General features: G+C 42.5%; 14 protein-coding genes and 1 pseudogene. 6 read left to right on the top strand and 9 right to left on the bottom strand.

The genetic code is table 11. The features are described 5' to 3' along the window. Positions 1 to 103: 103 nt before the first annotated feature. The 4 genes from GQS54_RS03935 to GQS54_RS03920 all read right to left on the bottom strand — a co-directional run bounded on the left by GQS54_RS03935 (position 104) and on the right by GQS54_RS03920 (position 7,393). Positions 104 to 3,856 (bottom strand): translocation/assembly module TamB domain-containing protein, encoded by a 3,753-nt coding sequence (locus tag GQS54_RS03935; RefSeq protein ID WP_205967606.1) that lies wholly within the window; start codon positions 3,854 to 3,856, stop codon positions 104 to 106. Beyond that, a complete protein-coding gene (locus tag GQS54_RS03930; protein ID WP_166422817.1) occupies positions 3,853 to 5,541 on the bottom strand; it encodes an autotransporter assembly complex family protein in 1,689 nt (562 codons plus the stop codon). Before GQS54_RS03930 ends, GQS54_RS03935 begins: the two co-directional genes overlap by 4 nt. A gap of 164 nt (positions 5,542 to 5,705) precedes the next feature. Continuing rightward, positions 5,706 to 6,623 (bottom strand): mechanosensitive ion channel family protein, encoded by a 918-nt coding sequence (locus GQS54_RS03925; protein WP_166422689.1) that lies wholly within the window; start codon positions 6,621 to 6,623, stop codon positions 5,706 to 5,708. Positions 6,624 to 6,790: 167 nt separating this feature from the next. Further along, the gene (locus tag GQS54_RS03920) at positions 6,791 to 7,393 is read right to left on the bottom strand and encodes a mechanosensitive ion channel domain-containing protein (protein WP_166422688.1); all 603 of its coding nucleotides are present in this window, start codon (positions 7,391 to 7,393) and stop codon (positions 6,791 to 6,793) included. A 366-nt stretch (positions 7,394 to 7,759) separates the two neighbouring features. Between GQS54_RS03920 and GQS54_RS03915 the strand changes: the two genes are divergently transcribed. From GQS54_RS03915 to GQS54_RS03900, 4 genes are read left to right on the top strand one after another with little or no spacing between them, the layout of a single operon-like run. After that, a complete protein-coding gene (locus GQS54_RS03915; RefSeq protein WP_346766547.1) occupies positions 7,760 to 8,386 on the top strand; it encodes a methylamine utilization protein in 627 nt (208 codons plus the stop codon). Further along, entirely contained in the window at positions 8,387 to 10,714 is a 2,328-nt protein-coding gene (locus tag GQS54_RS03910) for an EAL domain-containing protein (protein ID WP_166422685.1), read from the top strand. Beyond that, a complete protein-coding gene (locus GQS54_RS03905) occupies positions 10,714 to 11,565 on the top strand; it encodes a DUF3034 family protein (protein ID WP_166422684.1) in 852 nt (283 codons plus the stop codon). The genes GQS54_RS03910 and GQS54_RS03905 overlap by 1 nt, the downstream gene beginning before the upstream one ends. A gap of 5 nt (positions 11,566 to 11,570) precedes the next feature. Next, complete coding sequence (locus GQS54_RS03900; protein ID WP_240919822.1) at positions 11,571 to 11,996, top strand: group 1 truncated hemoglobin; 426 nt, start codon at positions 11,571 to 11,573, stop codon at positions 11,994 to 11,996. A 73-nt stretch (positions 11,997 to 12,069) separates the two neighbouring features. Here the strand turns inward: GQS54_RS03900 and GQS54_RS03895 are convergent. Further along, a pseudogene (locus tag GQS54_RS03895) lies at positions 12,070 to 12,543 on the bottom strand (thioesterase family protein). Positions 12,544 to 12,628: 85 nt separating this feature from the next. Here GQS54_RS03895 and recQ point away from each other — a divergent pair. Then, positions 12,629 to 14,476: a DNA helicase RecQ gene (gene recQ, locus GQS54_RS03890; RefSeq protein ID WP_166422815.1), complete on the top strand. Its 1,848-nt coding sequence runs from the start codon at positions 12,629 to 12,631 to the stop codon at positions 14,474 to 14,476. Between the two features lie 158 nt (positions 14,477 to 14,634). Beyond that, positions 14,635 to 16,026: a replicative DNA helicase gene (gene dnaB, locus GQS54_RS03885; RefSeq protein WP_166422683.1), complete on the top strand. Its 1,392-nt coding sequence runs from the start codon at positions 14,635 to 14,637 to the stop codon at positions 16,024 to 16,026. A 104-nt stretch (positions 16,027 to 16,130) separates the two neighbouring features. Here dnaB and GQS54_RS03880 read toward each other — a convergent pair whose 3' ends face one another. The 4 genes from GQS54_RS03880 to GQS54_RS03865 all read right to left on the bottom strand — a co-directional run bounded on the left by GQS54_RS03880 (position 16,131) and on the right by GQS54_RS03865 (position 18,695). Continuing rightward, the gene (locus GQS54_RS03880) at positions 16,131 to 17,234 is read right to left on the bottom strand and encodes an OmpA family protein (protein WP_166422682.1); all 1,104 of its coding nucleotides are present in this window, start codon (positions 17,232 to 17,234) and stop codon (positions 16,131 to 16,133) included. 88 nt (positions 17,235 to 17,322) lie between these two features. Beyond that, positions 17,323 to 17,760 carry a secondary thiamine-phosphate synthase enzyme YjbQ gene (locus GQS54_RS03875; protein WP_166422681.1) on the bottom strand — a complete coding sequence of 146 codons (438 nt, stop codon included), beginning with the start codon at positions 17,758 to 17,760 and terminating at the stop codon, positions 17,323 to 17,325. Beyond that, entirely contained in the window at positions 17,750 to 18,214 is a 465-nt protein-coding gene (locus GQS54_RS03870) for a chemotaxis protein CheX (RefSeq protein ID WP_166422680.1), read from the bottom strand. The genes GQS54_RS03875 and GQS54_RS03870 overlap by 11 nt, the downstream gene beginning before the upstream one ends. A 49-nt stretch (positions 18,215 to 18,263) precedes the next feature. After that, positions 18,264 to 18,695, bottom strand: a complete 432-nt coding sequence (locus GQS54_RS03865; protein WP_166422679.1) for a transcriptional repressor — start codon at positions 18,693 to 18,695, stop codon at positions 18,264 to 18,266. Between the last annotated feature and the right edge of the window lie 246 nt (positions 18,696 to 18,941).

Genomic DNA, 18,941 nt, shown 5'->3' with positions numbered 1-18,941 from the left:
AAATTAAACTAAGCGCAATAGCTTTATTTGCAATAGACGTAACAACAAGCATAAAAGTCACAAATTTTATGCTACTAGTGATTTTTAGTTACTGATGAGCTATTTATTCAGATTTAGGTTCTTTGTCATCATTAAGGGTAAATTGATAGTACAAGTCCAATGCACTGTTTAAACCACTTACCGCCTCAAGATATAACTTAGGCATTAGCTGATAACGCAAAGCGACTTCAGATACGGAGTCGAAAACGCCAACGCCGTAGCGCAATTGCACGCCTGGGGCTATATAACCTGAAACAGACAACTTGGTATCATCGCCTGCGCCACTAGTATTTACCGCTAAATCCTCAACACCTAATTTGCGTCCTACCTTAGTGACTGTGTTCTCACTCTTGCCGAGACCGAAGCCAATTAACAGACTTGCTAATGCCGCATCATTAGATGTTTCATCGACGCTGTCTATCGCTGTTCCGCGAAGCAAGTACGAAAGCGCTTCAGATTGGCTCATACTTGGATCTGAAAACACACTCACTTTGGGCTCTGAGGCACTGCCTTCGATACGCAGCCCTGCGATCACGTCATCAGCGGTTTTATCTGGATCACGGATAGCCTCTACGACTAAGTAAGGACTATCTATGGGGCCACTAAATTGCACCTCACCTTCCCTAATGACCAGGTCTTGTCCGTAGGCTGTGTAACGACCATTGATCAAATTCAATTCACCGTTGGCATTGAGTACCTCACCCGTTTGAGTAAGTAATAATGAGCCTTCTAAATCGGATGTAAGACCAAAGGCATCTATTTTTACCGCGTTCTCTTTCTTCGGATCAATATTAACTTGTAGGGAAAGATCAAATGGCATTTTATTTTCTACTACAGCTTGCTCATGATTGACTAAAATCACGTCGTTTGACGGAGACAATGCAGTCGGTGGCAACTCGCGCACTTTAATGCGCGCATAAGGTAAGGTGACCTCACCTTTAACCACTAACCCAGCAGAGCTATATTCTATATCGATGTCAGGGGATAGTTTGGCTCGAACCATATTTTGATATTCGATTTCCATATCACTGCCCTGCACATTTACCACCGCGCTGGGTTCGCCCTGCCAGCTAAATCGGCCGTCAACTTGCCCTTTGCCGTTGCCTAGCTGAAACGGTCCACTCAGTGATGCGGCCTGTCCTTCAAACGCGATAACTTGCTCTACTTGATTGATACGTGAAGGTAAAATCGCACCGGCAAATACGCCCTCGTGTAACTTGACTTCGCCATTAATTAAAGGCGCAGTGAGATTGCCTCCGATATTCACCTGGCCGTTAATGCGCCCCGCGAATTCACTTAATTGTGGTACAAACTGTGCGACTGTGCCAAGGGTAATATTGTCAAGTGACAACTGGCCCGTGATGGGTTTTTCGTCTCCGTTAATTTGCATATCTACTTCTGAGCTAACATCACCGAACTGTTTACTCTGCAGTCTGAGTTTACTTAATACATGTTGAGATTGGCTATCGGGATCGGTGCGTGTATTCACTAGCATGGTCAATGTGTCGAGCTGAAGTGGCATTGTGGCACCTTCTACCGTCCAGGTTGAAGGTGATAAATTAAGATTAGCCTCGATAACAGGCAAACCTTTGGTATCCCACTGCCCTTTTGCTACTAAGTTTAACGTCGCATCAGTGCTCAACTTCTGTAAAACAGACAGGTTAGCGTTTAACACTGGAGACAACGGCAAATCGTTAATGGCTATATCAAACTGGGCACCACTGGTTGCATATACCGCCTGCTTTATACAGACTCGAGCTTCGCTATCAATTAAACAGAACGGCGTGATACTGTAATCATTGCTCGCCCAGTTCACACTTATCTGAGGGGTATCCTCGTCCAAACTAAACTGCCCAGCATCCAGTGCTATGGTTGCCACATCTAGGCTGCCATCCCAATGGGTGTCGGCCAGCGTACCATGCAGTTTGGTGACTATATCAGCCATTTCACTGTTAAGAGACAAACTCAATTGATGCTGCTGCGCGTCTCCGGTCAATACCACATTCAAATTAGAAACCGACTGCCGGTTAAACAATCCATTTGTTAACTGTAATTCGATTTCAGCTTGCTTATCTGCATCCCATACTACTTGTCCTTTAGTCGACAATTGCGCGATCCTCATCTCGGGCAACGAAATGTTTTCCGCTGAGCCGGTAAAGCTAACTTGAGGCGCAAGTAACGTGCCATCGACTTGCGCGCTTAATTGCGCTTGACCTGCAAAACTCGGGTATAACTGTGACAAGTCTTTTGCATCCACCGACAACTCAGCTTGTAAATCTTCAAACGCTTCCAATGTGCCGTTAATAACGATCTTGTTGTCACCCGTTTGCACTACCAACTCTGGAATTTCTATCCCATCGATAGAGTCAAAATTAGCGCTACCTGACGCCAGCAACGGATAATCAAGCCAATCTCCAGATGCACTCAGCTCGCGCACATGGGCAATAAGATGTTGGCCATCATATTGGCCATTGAGGGTAACCACTCCCTTAACCTTAGCTTCAAGCTGGGGCCAAAAGACCTGCGGTTGAATATCATTGAACTCTATTGTACTTTGCCATTTAGCTAATGAATCAATCGTGAGATCGCCCGTTGCTTCAATTCCCCCTCCTAGCGTTTTAATAGCTAAGCTAGCAATATGTGCTTTATGCGTGTTGCCAGAGGCTTGCAATACAATACTCGACTGAGGAATAGCCGCACCTTTTACCGCGGTATTTAAGGCCAATTGGTATTCATTTAAATCCCCCTCAAGGCTGAGTTGGCCATTGTCCACATGAACTTGTGGCTCCTTAACTGGCCACTCAATTGATTGCCAATTGACGTCTAAAGAAAGGGGAAGCAATTTAGATTTTAAATCAACGTTAGCAAGGGCCGTTAATGTAACTAGTCCACTGGTTTCGACATTTATTTGGCTGCGCTGCAGGTTTCCTTTGAGTGTCACCTTAGCATCAAGGGGATAAAGGCTTTTAGCTGAGCTTTTCGCCATCAACTGCAGTTGATGCTGCCATTGCTTGGTCAGTGTGGCGGTTAAATCGGCGTTGCCTAAACTTGAACTTATTTGTAAGGATTTTACGGTTAGTATCTTAGGGGTAATATCGATGGCGGCGCGCAATTGTGCGATATCTAAAATAGACTGCTTGCCTTGAGTAAACAGCACATCATTAATCGCCAAGTTTTTCCCGCGCATAACAATTGGGAAAACAATTGGCGGTAGTTTAAGCGGGGTATATTGCCAATTAGCGATACTTTGCAAATCAATGCCTTGCTGTGTATCGGCTAATGATTTCGAGTTAGCTGAAGGTAATACCACTTTGACCCCATCCACGGTGAGATGATCAATGCGCAAAGTACGATACATACTTAGCTTGGTTGACACTGCCTGTACTGTTAAGCCTAGCGTGTTGGGCATATCGAAGCGTATATTTCGAATATCTAATGAGTCGATAGAAACAGGTATTGGCAAGGTAATGCGCTCTAAAGGTTCGCTGTTGGGGGCTTGAGCTTCGCTTGGAATGACTGTAACACCGATGCTTTGAGCGCTTAATTTCGATAAACATGCTTGCATAGTCGCCACGCACGACCAATTTACATCTACGACGAGTTTGCTCACCTGTAAGTTTACTTCAGGAGTAATAAACCTTATACGTTTCAACGAAAGCTCTGAAAGTAAACTTCCTGAGTCATAGTCAATATCAAGGGTGTCAAGACTACTATCAGCGATAGTTAATACGCCTCTAGTACCCCAAGGAGAGGCAATCAATAGTAGCAGTAAAACTACGCAACATAAAAAAAAGGCTAAATATTTCAACAGTTTCATAAAACGGGTCCCATTGAAAAGTGGAAGCGCCAAGTCGTTTCTTCCACACTATTACCTCGAGCAAAATAGAAGCGAATAGGCCCTACTGGCGATGACCAACTTGCTCCAAGGCCGATACCTGTGGCTAAATCTTTAAAGGGTTTATCGCTGGCATTACCAATATCGGTAAACACCGCAATACGCCAGTTTTGAGATACGGGATAGGAGTATTCTGCACTCGCTACATTTAAGTATTGGCCGCCCGTCAGTTCATCATCTTCCTCAGGCGACAAGGTATTCAAAGCAAAACCTCGCACACTTTGATCGCCCCCAGCGAAGTAGCGCAAGCTTGAGGGAACCTGAGAGAAGTCATTGGTGGCAATAGCCCCAAGCTCGGCACGCACAAATACCCTGTGCTTACCGTACGAACGTAACCATTTAGATTGCAAAGAAATACGCACTAAGTCGATATCTGAAACGACTTCTTGAGTAGCGCCTTCAAGCGTGTATTGCTGTTTATCCCCCCAGTTGATATCAAGACCTCCACGCGCTCTGCGACGGCTCAGAGTAAGACCCGGTAAAAGTAGTGTGGTTGTCTGCTGGTCGTCGGTGCCTTGCGTAAACTTTTCCTGTTCTAAGCGTAAAAAACCGATACGTTGCCAATCACTTTGCTGTGATCCCCAGTGACGCTGAACGGCCAACGTGAGAGCTTCACTTTGCGTATCGTTATCGTTTTCGGCTTTCATCCCTGCTTGATAGCTAAGATAATTATTTAGTGGGTCTTCCAATGGTACTTTGTACTTGATGCTGGCATTTTGCTCAGGTTCAGAAATAAACATTTCAGCCGATAAACTATGTCCTTTGCTGTTAACCCACGGCCGCTGCCATTTAAAACGCAAACGCGGACCTGTATCCGTCGATGCCCCGCCACCTATGTTGAATGTATCTCTGGGTTTTGCACTGGTGATCAATTGAATCGGCACGTTAAGCCCATCTGCTTTACTAACAAGTGGCCTAGCAACGACTTGTTGAAAATAGCCAGTTAACTTTAGATTTTGATTAAATACAGCCAGCTTATCAGCATCATATGGGTCGCCCTCTTTAAAGTTAGACACTTCTTTAATAAGCAATTTAGCTTTATCATCTTCCGGTATAATGAGTTTACCGAAGCCGTATCTCTTACCAGCAGAAAACTGCAGATCTACACTGGCAGAGTAGTTGTCAAAATCGATACGAATCTCTTGTACCGTAAATTTAGCATCAAAGTAACCCCGCACTTGAGCCATCGACAATAGTTTACTTTTAAGACTCTCATATTGGCCTTGATCCAGATAAGCTCCCTCTTTTAGTTGGGCCTTATCCACGATCCCTTGTAAAACGTCGTCTGGTTTGTCTGTGCCAACCAATTCAATTCGCCGTTTGCTTATTTTAACCCGCGAGCCAGCTTGTACTGTGAGGTACAACTCACTGCATTCTTTGTCTTTAGATAAGCTCATTTTTAAGGTTTCGAGTTGATAATAACCCATCGCTTGTGCCGCTTTGGTAACAGCTTCTTTAACCGTTTGGCTGTAGTTTTGAGTCAGCTCACAATTAACCGGCGCACCAATAATGCCAATATAAATATCGATATTATCATTCAGACTACTATCGTCAGCACCTTCGATATCAACCGATATTGCATATGCGCTAGGTGCAATTAGCGCCATAAGCGCAAAATAAAAAAGTGTCCGCAGAATAAACAAAGTAACCTCGGTATTTCGACAGCTTTATGAACGACGAGCATTCATTTACTACTATCAGATGCATAACAATGGATTAATAAGCAAGATACGTGACAACACGTTAACAACCGACACAATTATTTTTATTGCTAAGCATCGACCATATTAGTGCGTTGAGAGGAAACCCGTTCTTCTTCAGATAAACCAATATTGCCAGAATGCTTAGCGGCAAACCACATCGTCATAAAGTCTTTAATCAATTTCTGCTCTATTTCGATTGCACGTTCTGTGGGGCAAAATATTGCAATAGTCACCACCGAATCCCCAACGTCAGAAGTTGATACACTAATATGCGGATCGGGACCGGCAATTTTTACATCTAGGCGTCGTTCAATTGTTTGGCTGTAACGATAAGCAACATCTTTAAAATCCTCACAATACAACTCAGCATTTTGTTGTAATTGATCGATAAACAAATAGGGATTAACACTTTGGTCTCTAGTAATCATAAAATGGTGCGTCGCGTAACGTTTCAAAAAGTTTAGATTTTTGATGGTGTTCGTGATCATGGCATTATTTGGAATAAATAAGGTTTTACCTGTGTACTCGTATTTATGAATATCCACTTCTAATAAGGTACTTTTCATCCAATCGGTTTCTGACACTTCACCGACAATTTCCCCTACTTGCACCCAATCGCCAATCCGAAAGGGTCGAGTAGAAGCTAAGTAGAAAAAACCGATTACGCATTGAATAAACTCTCGAGTGGCCAATACAATAGCTACCGCAAACGCGGCAATAGACAAAGCGAAGTTTTGTAACTCCCCTGCCCACAAACTGAGTAACAAAAATAACATCACGAAATTTAAAAAATTCTTAATGTTATTAACGAGATCGCGCTTGTCTTTACCTTTGCTTATCGCTCGATTACGCACCACTTTGACTAGCATGTGCTTCACCCCGAGCGTAAGAGAGCCCACAATGATAGTGAGCACAACTTTATTGCTAAGCAAAGCGCTAACGAAGAAAGTGATTTGTTCTAAAAAGTTTGGAAAATCTATACTCATTTACGGCTTCATACTTGTATGGCTATTCAAAAAAACGGACACGTCATCAATACAAACTTGAGTGTTACGCTTTATATATGCTTACTAAGGGTAGGCATGCCAACTCAAGTGTCAATATCGACGCTATTTTAGCATGCTTCACAATGATGAATCCGCTGGTGATATGATTATTTTTTGCGTGGCTGCTGAATTTTTTGTTCTGGTCTGTCAGTCACTTTACCAACCGTTTTCCACTTAGCCCGTGGATTAATGATACTTGGTCGAGTCAAAATTAAATTATTCGGATAAACAATAATTTCTCTGTCTTCGGTAATCAATTTCGTATTGAACAGATTGATTTCAGTGATAAAACCCTCGACGTAATTATCTGCATCGATCACCCGAATAAAATTACCCCGTCGAAAAGACGTTTGAAACAACAATAAAAAGTACGCAGTGATATTACTCAGCAACGACCAACTGGCAAAAAATGCCACACCGGTTAGCGTAATAAGTGACGTTGAGATAACTAATAAACCACTAAAATCAATTCCCCACGCAATTAGGATCACCGCAAAGGTCAAGATACCGAATACTAGCCGAATAATATGATAAGCCCTTAAAACTTCCGGCGTTTTTAAATTGCTTTCATCAATCTTCTTTTCAATCTTGGGTAATGTCAACTTAGTGATAACCACATAAACTAGCAACATCACTGCCGTCCATATCAAGCTACCCATGTATTGGTGTGCCCAGTCGATTACGTTATTTACCCAATGTGTTTCTAGCATGTAATGCAATCCAATTTATGAAAACTGATGTCAAAGGTTAAGGTACTCATTTTGCCCTAACTTACGGAGCATTAATGAAAGTTCGCATCCTAGTCGATAAAAGAATACTAAGTAAAGCAGATTGCTAATGCCGCCCGAATTACATTCGCTTAAACTGCATTCTCATGAGATAAAACTGCATTGTATTGGCATCTCATACTTGGGTATTTATTAACTCATATGCAATTTTCTCGTGCTCGTGTAATATTAAATCCCATGGAAAACACAAAGCGAATTCCCCGCAATAATCGGGCTAATAGAGTTTACGTATTGATGAAGAACAGACCGGTTTTCTACACAAAACATAAGCACTGGCTCAGTAGGTTGGTGCTAACTACGATATCACTGCTTATTTTCTCAGTAGATGCACGTCAGGACATACACTTTAAAGTAGTTGACCAATTTGGAACACCTGTGGCTAATGCTGTTGTTAGTACCCATGGAGCATCACTAAATAGCCCTCAAGCCCCCGCGGTAATGGACCAAATTAATAAGCAGTTTGCTCCTCATGTTTTAGTCGTGCAAAAAGGTCAGTCGGTACGCTTTCCTAATAGCGACGACATACGACATCACATATATAGTTTTTCACAACCTAAGCCCTTTGAGATACGTCTTTTCAAAGGTGAGGAATCTAGCCCTGTCACATTTGAGCAACCCGGAGTCGTCGTGCTCGGTTGTAATATTCATGATCAGATGATCGGTTATATTTACATAGCCGATCATGAGCTAACAGCCCTAACCGATGAAAATGGCGAAGCAACCTTGCATACTCAGGCCACTGAATTCAATATTTGGCAGCCAAAATTATCGTCCAGTCATTCCGAACGCATCCATATTGTCCGCGATGCAGCGGATGTAGCGCAGCAAAAAGTAACCCTCCCCCTGTTAGAAGAGACTAACACGCACGTCAAAAAACGCACATTCTCCCGAAAGTTCTCATCTGGAGACCCATAATTGGCCACTAAAAAATTAAATCAGAGTATATTTCGTCTTGTCGTTGGCCTCGTTATGCTAACCGCTACGATGATACTCATCAATGTTTGGAGCTCGACCAGTAAACACGCCCAACATCAGCTAAATAATGACCTGAAAGTTGCACAGAACGTATTTGAGCAAGTACTTGAAAATCGCGAAAATGTGCTCTATGGCTCGGCGAGCGTGTTGACCGCAGACTTTGGTTTTAAACAAGCCGTGGCCACAGGCGATAGACCGACAATTAACAGTGCCTTGTTCAACCATGGTGGGCGTATTAACGCAGATTTAATGGCACTCGTATCTCTTGATGGCAAGAATATTAGCAGTGTCCCTAAAATTTTACCCCCAGAACAAACATTCCCTTATCCTCGGGTTGTGCAAAACGCCATAAGTAACGGTGGCGCTTCTTCACTTTTGTTTATTGGTCAACGCCTATATCAAGTGATGATGCTGACAATAGACGCTCCCACTCCTATCGCTGTCGCAGTCATCGGCTTTGAAATAAACCAAGAATGGGGTCAACAACTTAAAAATATTACTCAGCTCGAGACGACTATAGAGGTACAAGCTAAAGGAGAAGAAACCTTTACAATTAGCACCTTACCGGCAGAGCTTGTGGCGCCGACACTAGCTCAACAAGGCCAACCATTGTCTTGGCTTTCTCTTAGCCTTTTCAGCGATATACCTTATGTTTCAAGGCGTTTTTTATTGACAGACGAAGATAACTTCAAAGTCTTAATTACGTTGTCAAACGATGTTCATCGTCTGTTTGCAGATTTTAGAGCGTTACAAACCAATATTGCGCTTATCGCCTTACTGGCCATTATACTTGCCCTGTGTTTTGCCGCGCTGTTCTCACGAAAAGTCGCTAAGCCTCTTGTTGCGCTTGCTGACATCGCTCAGCGTATATCTAGTGGGGATTATAACAAAAGCATAAATACCACATCGAGCTCTACAGAAGTAACCAACCTAGCCATTGCACTTGAATCGATGCAGTCAAACATTCGTCAACGTGAAGAGAAAATAAGTTACCAAGCCCAGCATGACATTCTGACCGGCCTGAATAATCGTTACAACATGGAAGTCCAACTAAACGCCAAATTTGAGCAAAACAAGCCATTTCAGGTATTGGGTATAAATATATTTGGTTTTCGCGGTATTAATGATGTATTTGGTTATCACAACGGCGACATATGCCTACAGATATTAGCCAAGCGTTTAGATAAGTACGGCGGACTAGGTGCGCGTTTAGCCGGCGGTGAATTACTATGGATACCCGATACGCTTGTTAACTATGAACAAGTCATTCAGTTTAAAAACACGTTAGAAGAGCCCGTCGAAACAGGTGATGCATCGATTACCCCCCGTGTATCTGTAGGTATGCTTAACTGTCCAGTTGATGCACATAACGCTGAAGAGCTTTTTCGACGTATGAATATTGTGCTTGATGAAGCCCAAAAAACCGAACATATGATGTTAAGTTACGAACCTGAGTACGAGCATCGTTATTTACGACGCCTGTCCATTATCGCTGAGTTAAAAACGGCATTAAACGACCAGCAAGAAGAATTGAGCCTGTTTTATCAACCCAAGTTAGACTTAAACAGCGGAAAAGTAACTAAAGTAGAAGCGTTGATTCGTTGGAATAATGCCTTATTAGGATTTGTCTCTCCCGAGGACTTTATTAGCGTGGCGGAACAAGCTGGATTTATTGGCAAAATTACTGATTGGGTCATCAATCAAGCTATTAAAGATGCAGTGATACTCAAGGGCTTAGGTTTAAATATGAGTATTGCTATTAATCTATCCGCTCAAGATGTAATGGACGATGCATTATTGCCTCATATAATCGCGCTGATGAACGCAAGTCAATTAGAGACCAATGCCTTAAGTTTTGAAATGACAGAAAGCGACTTAGTGCAAGAGCCGGAAAAAGCGATCCAGCAACTACAAGCGTTTCGAAATAAGGGGTTCGAGATGGCTATTGACGATTTTGGTACCGGCTACTCATCTATGTCTTACTTAAAAAACCTGCCAGTGACGACCTTGAAAGTTGACAAAAGCTTCGTGCTCAAACTTGACTCCCAGCAAGGCGATCAGAAAATTGTACGCACGGTTATAGATTTGGCCCATAGCTTTGGTTTGAATGTGGTCGCAGAAGGTATTGAAAATCAGGCCACCTTAAAACTGCTACATGGCTGGGGATGTGAATTGGCACAAGGTTTTTATATGAGTAAGCCGTTGCCTTTGGACAACTTTGTTCAATGGCACAAAAAACATCAATTAACTAATTGGTTAGAAGATTAATGCAAAAATTACTCGTTATAAGGGTCTTCTTAGTTTGTTTGTGCACGGTTTGCTGCACTGTGACATCAGCCAAGGATGGGAAATTGATTGGCACAGCGGGCTTAGTACAATTGGAAGGATCAGGTGGCGGCGGTATCGTACCTTGGGCAACATTAGTCGGTTATGATAGCCAAGATCAAATCTCTCTCAACGTGGTAGCAACGCAAGTAGATGTGGATGATTACCGATTAAATGTATTGGGCCTGAGTGCTTCATTTTATGACCGTGTCGAAATCAGTGTGGCCCAACATCGCTTTGATTTGAAGGGTACTGGGATAAATATCAAGCAAAATATATACGCTGTGAAATATCGCGTATACGGTGATGTTGTATATTCAAACTGGCCGCAGATTAGTGTTGGCGCCCAACATAAAGTGCTAGCAAACGAGAGCATAGCCAGTGCACTTGGTGCCCATAAAACAGGTAGTGGGACTGATTTTTACATTGCGGCTACAAAAGTACATCTTGGTGCAATTGCTGGCTACAATGCAGTCTGGAACCTAACCGCTCGCGCCACCCAAGCCAATGAAATGGGGTTACTCGGTTATGGCGGAATAAACAACAATTCTTATGAAGTTATGTTGGAAGCCTCGGCGGGTATTTTGTTTTCTCGTCACGTTGCTGTCGGAATTGAGTACCGGCAAAAGCCAGATAATTTAGGATTAGGGGAGGACGACTGGAAAGACTTGTTCGTCACCTATATTCCCAGTAAAGACTTCGCCATCACCCTCGCTTGGGCGGACTTAGGCACCATTGCAGGAGCCAGCGGTCAAGACGGACTATATCTTTCTTTAAACGGCCAACTTTGGTGAGACTGATGAAACGCAGTAAATTTGTGCTATTAACCATATTATTTTTAGGACTAAGCGCTTGCTCATCCATTTCACAGCGATCCGTTTATACTCAAATGGGTGGCCAGCAGAAAATTGAACAAGTGGTCGATAACTTCATTAATGAAATAGAATTCGATCCGGTTATTTTTGAATATTTTAAAGACTCCGATATTGATCGGTTTAGAGAAAAATTTATTGAGCATTTATGCAATTTAACTGGTGGCCCGTGTCAATACTCTGGCGATACCATGGTTCAGGTACATAGCGGCATGAATATGACAGAGGCCGATTTTAACCGAGGGGTAGATTTGTTAATCAACGCCATGAACACCGCGCAAATACCGCATACTGTGCAAAACAAAGTATTGGCTATTCTTGCTACAAAGCGTAACGAAATGCTCTATATCTAAACATCTGATACGCTAATTTATCTGTGTTTTAGGACGTTCCCACATGCCTTCTTACTTAAGGAGGGTCTATCATTTATCCGACTAAATAAGTACCTGTACCAGAGGCAATATGCTGCCCGTCCTCGTTATGTAGCTCCATTCGGCATACGGCTAATTTCCGTCCCCGGCGTATGACTGTCGCGGTTGCGGTAAATTATTTGCCCTTACCTGGGCGCAAATAGTCAACGCGCATATCTATTGTGCCATTGTTTGCCAATGTGTTTTTAAATTCGTCCACTTCATCTGGTTTAAGTTGTTTAATGCCGTACATCAAAGCCACAATACTGCCTACTGTATCAAGAATGGCAGCGGTCGCTCCACCGTGGAGTATTTTATGTACAGGATTCCCCATTAACTTATCGTTCCAAGGCATACGTATTTGTACTTCATGATCACCTACAGTTTCAATTTGAAATCCTAAAGCTTGATTAAAAGGCATACTTTCTTGAAAAAAAGTCAATACGAATTCGGCTAATTGCTCTGGAGTTAAGCTTTTGTTATCGCTCATGTTATCTTCCTTATCTTGGCGAAAATTATAATGTGACTAACTTTTTAACTATTGGCAAGTGATGTATGCGTTAAAAACGCGTAAAATGCGCGCAGAATTTTGTTTTAGAGCCTGTTTTTTGTCCCAGCTTATCCCTTCAACCTCTGATATTGCCCGCGCCCAAGACGTACTGAAAACCGTATTTGGTTATGATGAATTTCGCGATGGCCAACGAGAAGTCATCGAACAAATTATCCAGGGACAGGATGTGTTAGTGCTGATGCCGACTGGCGGCGGTAAGTCTCTTTGCTACCAAATTCCTGCTTTAGTGCTTGAAGGGTTAACCATAGTTGTTTCGCCTTTAATTGCTTTGATGAAGGATCAAGTAGATGCCTTAGTCGCTTCCGGGGTTAGTGCTGCGTATATAAACTCGAATCTTAGCAGTGAAGAAATGCTAAATGTATATCGTGGCATGCAAGACGGGCGATATAAGCTTATTTACGTTGCTCCTGAGCGCCTGATGAAATTTGATTTCATGCAACGTTTGCACAGTTTAAAAATCGCCCTATTTGCCGTAGACGAAGCCCATTGTGTTTCGCACTGGGGTCACGACTTTCGCAAAGAATATCGCCAACTAGGTCAATTAAAGCAACAGTTTTTGGGAGTTCCTATTGTTGGTTTAACGGCTACTGCCGATATCACCACCCGCAGTGATATTTTGCAGCAGCTCGCTTTGGAGCAACCATTTGTATTTAAAGGCAGTTTTGACAGACCCAATATCCGCTACAACCAATTGTTCAAATATAAAGCTACAGACCAAGTTATTCAGTATGTAAAGCAACAAGACGGCAGTGGTATTATTTACTGCAACAGCCGTAAAAAAGTCGATGATTTAAGTATCGCTTTAGCACGCCAAGGTATTAACTGTGCCGGTTATCACGCAGGCCTAGAGGGGCCAATTCGGGATAAGATACAGCGTGATTTTATTCAAGACAATATCGACATCATAGTGGCGACAGTAGCCTTTGGAATGGGCATCAATAAATCAAATGTGCGTTTCGTGGTACATTTTGATTTGCCTCGAAGTGTTGAAGCTTATTATCAGGAAACAGGACGAGCCGGTCGTGATGGCATGCCTGCTGAAGCCCTTCTTTTGTTCGATGAGAAAGATGCAGCGCGTATTAGGCAATGGATCAGCATGGGCGATAACCCTGCTCGTTTAGATATTGAGCTACAAAAATTTGCCGCCATGGAAGCCTTTGCCGAAGCACAAACTTGTCGTAGGCAAGTACTGTTAAATTATTTTTCTGAATACTCAGCGCAAGACTGTGGCAACTGCGATATTTGTCTCGATCCCCCGAAGCGCTTCGACGGCACGGTCCCGGCGCAAATGGTTTTATCATGTATTTATCGTCTAGGTCAAAATGTGGCCAGTCAATATGTGATAGATGTATTACGTGGTAAGAAGCTGAAGCGAATTATAGAGCAGGGGCATGACAGTCTTAGTACATTCGCTATAGGCAAGGACAAGTCCGATGCTCATTGGCATAATATTATTAATCAATTGATACACAAAGGTTTTTTACGTATAGATATCACCCAAAATGCAGTTTTAAAATTAACTGAAGAAGCGCGCAGTGTTCTCGGAGGGAAATTAGCACTCGCCTTGGCTGTTCCACGCTTAACGATTGATTCTGGAAAAAAATCGAAACTCAAAGAAATGAATTACGATCGCAAGTTATTTGCTAAGTTGAAGCATTTACGCAAGTCTATTGCAGAGCGAGAGGATGTACCTCCCTTTGTGGTATTTAGTGATGCCACCTTGGCCGATATGGCTGATAAGCTACCCCAATCTTCCGCCGAGTTTTTAGATGTTAACGGAGTAGGCCAAACCAAACTCGACCGCTATGGTAGTGAGTTTTTAAGCGCTATTTCCGCTTATTCTCTTGCCTAGCTAATGCGTAAATACGTCATCGGCTTGACCTAATATATTGATTCATTACTGACATTTAATAGTCTAAAAACCAATTCCTCTGAGCGTCATATCACCTTTACTAACGGGGGGGATTTGGCGCATACTAGTCACCTGTTTTTGAGGATAAAATATCTGCTGTGAAAGCCGTCTCACCAAAAAATAAAGATCCAAAAGTCGAGAAACTGAAAGTTCCACCTCATTCCATAGAAGCGGAGCAATCGGTGCTGGGCAGTATGTTGATCGCCCCCGATTCGTGGGATAAAGTCGCCGAGCTAGTTACCGAAGAAGACTTTTATAATCGCTCTCATCAAGTAATTTATAGCGCCATTTTGCGCCTGCTAAAAAATAACCACCCAATTGATTTAATCACGGTTTCGGAGAATCTAGAAAACTTAGACGAACTCGAAGCAGCAGGTGGATTTGCTTACCTTGGTGAGCTCGCAAAAAATACTCCCAGCTCTGCTAATGTAACCGCCTATGCGAATATAATTAAAGAACGTGCCGTTGTGCGTGAGCTGATTGGTGTAGCGCATGATATTGCAGATGTTGGATATAACCCCGAGGGGCGCAACAGCGGTGAATTACTCGATATGGCTGAGAGTAAAGTCTTCGAAATTGCCGAAAAACGCACCGGTAAAAACGAAGGCCCCAGAGGCATAGAGACGATATTAACCAAGACTATCGACCGCCTTGAAGAACTGGTTAAAAATAATAAAGAAGTCACCGGTGTGTCCACCGGTTATACCGATTTAGATAAAAAAACCAGTGGTTTACAGAAATCTGATTTAATAATAGTAGCAGCTCGTCCCTCCATGGGTAAAACGACTTTCGCCATGAATTTGTGTGAAAATGCCATGCTACTAGAAGAAAAGCCGGTATTAGTATTTAGCCTTGAGATGCCCGCCGAACAAATAATGATGAGGATGTTGGCCTCTTTGAGCCGTGTTGACCAAACTAAAATTCGTACCGCTCAGTTAGACGATGAAGATTGGGCCCGCATGTCGAACACCATGGCGATGCTCAAAGACAAAGATAATTTGTACGTGGATGATTCATCAGGTCTTACGCCCATGGAAGTCCGTACTCGTGCGCGCAAACTCGCCAGAGATCGTGGTGGGATCAGCTTAATCATGATCGATTATTTGCAACTTATGCAAGTTCCGGGGTTGAGTGATAATCGAACGTTAGAGATTGCAGAAATCTCACGCTCTCTAAAATCTTTAGCTAAAGAACTTGAAGTGCCCGTAGTTGCACTCTCTCAACTAAACCGTGGGCTAGAGCAACGCTCGGACAAACGCCCTATTAACTCAGATCTGCGTGAATCAGGCTCAATCGAGCAGGATGCAGATTTAATTATGTTTATTTATCGAGATGAAGTTTACAACGAGGGTAGCGAAGATAAAGGTGTTGCTGAGATTATTATCGGTAAACAACGTAACGGCCCAATCGGTACCTCAAGATTAACGTTTCAAGGCCAATTTTCTCGCTTTGATAACTATGCCGGACCTGCTAGAGACGATGATTATTAACAGACTATCGATTTATCTTTTAATGAGTTCTTAAGGCTAAAATTTAGGCACAAAAAAAGGAGGTGAAATTCACCTCCTTTTTTTGTTTAATCTAAGTAACTATATTATTTAGATACTTTTTCACGCTCAGAAGCACTAACACGTGCAACGATGCGACGGTTAATTTTGTTAGCTTCTTTTGCTGTTGGTGCGTCAAGCAATTTGCTTTCACCAAAACCAACCGCAGTTATGCGTGCTGGTTGAATGTCGTAGTCTTCAATCAATACCATGCGAACTGCCTTAGCACGTTCTTCAGACAACCACTGGTTATAATCGCTTTCACCTGGAGCTGATGCGTAACCTTCGATTACAGTATCAGTAGAAGGGAAACGCTTCATGAACGCTGCGAATTCTTTAATATCTGAATTAGCACGATTTTCAATTTTTGCGCTATTGTTGCCGAACAAGATACGTAATGTTTCTTCAACTTCAACTTCAGTGAATACGCTACAACCTGCCGCATCAACTTTGTCTGATGAAGGAGTGTTAGCACATTTGTCTTTGCTATCTACAACACCATCATTGTCTGAGTCAGACTCAGCAACCATTGCCAAAGCACAACCCATGGCGTCAACTTTAACACCTGGCGCAGTGCCTGGACATTTGTCCATGCTGTTATTTACGCCATCATTATCTGAATCGCGTGTTACTGGAGCAGACGATGTACCGAAGCTATAAGCCAAACCAATTTTTGCACTTACATCATGGTAGGCTTCGCCGAAATCGTGATAAGCCGCGATTTCAGTAATAACGCGCCATTTATCATTGATTGCCCAATGCTTACCCAAACCGATATTAGCTAAACGCGAGCTGTCAGCTAAATCTAAATGTTTAACACCAGCAAATACATACATCAAGTCATCTGGTAAGAAGTACATAGCATCAACACCAAAGCGGTTACCTGACTCGTCGCCTAAACCATTAGTTTGATCGATGTTTAGATGAGACCACTCTATTCTCGCAGCCCACTGAGGCTTGAAGCGAAAACCAACTTCAGCACCGAAACCAACGCCGTCATCATAAAATGTAGGTACGCCATCTAACTCACCGTCAGTTTTATAATACTCAGCGAAACCACCTACCCATTTGTCGCCTTCAGGAACTGATTGTGCAAAAGCACCACCGGTGAAAGCAAGCAATATACCCATGGCTGTCATGGTTTTTTTCATAATAAACGTCCTTAATGTAATGTGTTAATCATTTGATATCACTGCCTTCTGGGCATCGATATATAGTCTGATTTAGTGTGTAAAAAATTTATTGTCCCGTAATAGTTGCAATCAAGCAACGCTCACTGGCGTTATTTCTATGCTCGCCTAAATATATTCCTTGCCATATACCTAGTGCTAACCTTCCGTTTTGTATAGGAATTGTTAAGTTATTACCAAATATACTGGCTTTAATATGTGCAGGCATATCATCTGATCCCTCATAGTCATGCAGGTAATATGCCGCATTCTCAGGAACAGCTTGATTAATGTGACTCTCTAGGTCCGACCTGACTGTTGGGTCTGCATTTTCATTAATCGTCAAACTGGCACTTGTATGCTGTATAAACAGATGCAAAATACCAACATTTACTTTTACTATGCAATCTAACTCTTGAACGACTTCATCTGTAATCAGGTGAAATCCCCGAGGTTTAGGACTAATGCATAATCTAGATTGATGCCAAACAGGTAAATTACTTGTCAAAACACATCTCTAAAAAAATTTTTCCATGGTCGCTAGCAAATGGCATGATTATTTTTCGACCAGATGCCGTGTGGCTTAGTGTATGATCTTTACCGAAAACTACAACCGGGGTAGCCATACCAAAATTGTAACCAAGTTTAGCTAACTCGTTCTTCGCACCACCACAAATCATGTTAGTGACTTCACCCACCATGTCGGCAACATCATCATTAACGACTTCTAATTGTTCACCTAACATGTTTTGCATCACTTTCAAGGCAATACTAGTCTCAAATGTAATGGATAACGAACCTTTAAGATCATCGCCGACCATGCCAATTAATCCCGATATATCACCCCGTGCAACGGCATCCATTTTCTTTTGTGGCTTGCCTGGCACTAATTCGATTTGCGCCATCGTACTCATGACATTAAGCAAAGCAGCAATAAATGGGTTAATAAACTCTGCATTCATGTCTTATTTGTCTTCCTGTCGACTAATACTGGACTAATCACCGTAACCCTTATTGACAGGCTGAGCACAAACCATGAGCTTCAATGGTTTGCTTAGAAACTTGAAAACCATATGATTCGGCTTGTTTAACAAGCGTGTCCTGTAAACCCTCAGACTGAATCTCTTTTACTAAACCGCATTTATCGCAAATCAAAAACTGCACAGGGTGACTGCAACCAAAATGATGGCAGGCTACAAAAGCATTCGTCGACTCCAACCTATGAATTAGACCAAATTCAAGCAAGAAGTCTAAAGTACGGTAGACCGTAGCGGGTTTAGCATTGGTTTCTGTTTCTTTCAACGTATCCAGCAAATCGTAAGCGCCTACCGCTCCTTCCTTGTCCAACAAAAGAGCGTAAACCGTTTCCCGTAAATGGGTAAAACGTGCGCCTTTTTGCTCGCAGTATTGGCGTGCTTTCTCTACTTGTGATCCAATGCTCATCTTTATGTTGCTGGCCTTCCTGTAAATCCCACCCCTTCACCATATTATCGGTAACAAAGCACAATTACATTTATCGTTACATTTTAGCGAAGTATATCATTCATCTAAAGCGCTTTGTACGAATAGTAGCTTGATTTACATCATAAACTTAAGGAATTGATGTGCAATATGGGTATCATTGTGAACAAATATTTATTAACGAAAGCTGAACGGTTAAATTCTTCGGGCGTCTTAGCAACATTCGAA

Origin of the sequence: Paraglaciecola sp. 20A4 (assembly GCF_011378905.1) — a bacterium.
Lineage (GTDB): Bacteria > Pseudomonadota > Gammaproteobacteria > Enterobacterales > Alteromonadaceae > Paraglaciecola.
The sequence above is the reverse complement of the archived record's forward strand: the minus strand, read 5'-3'. Positions and strand labels throughout refer to the sequence as shown.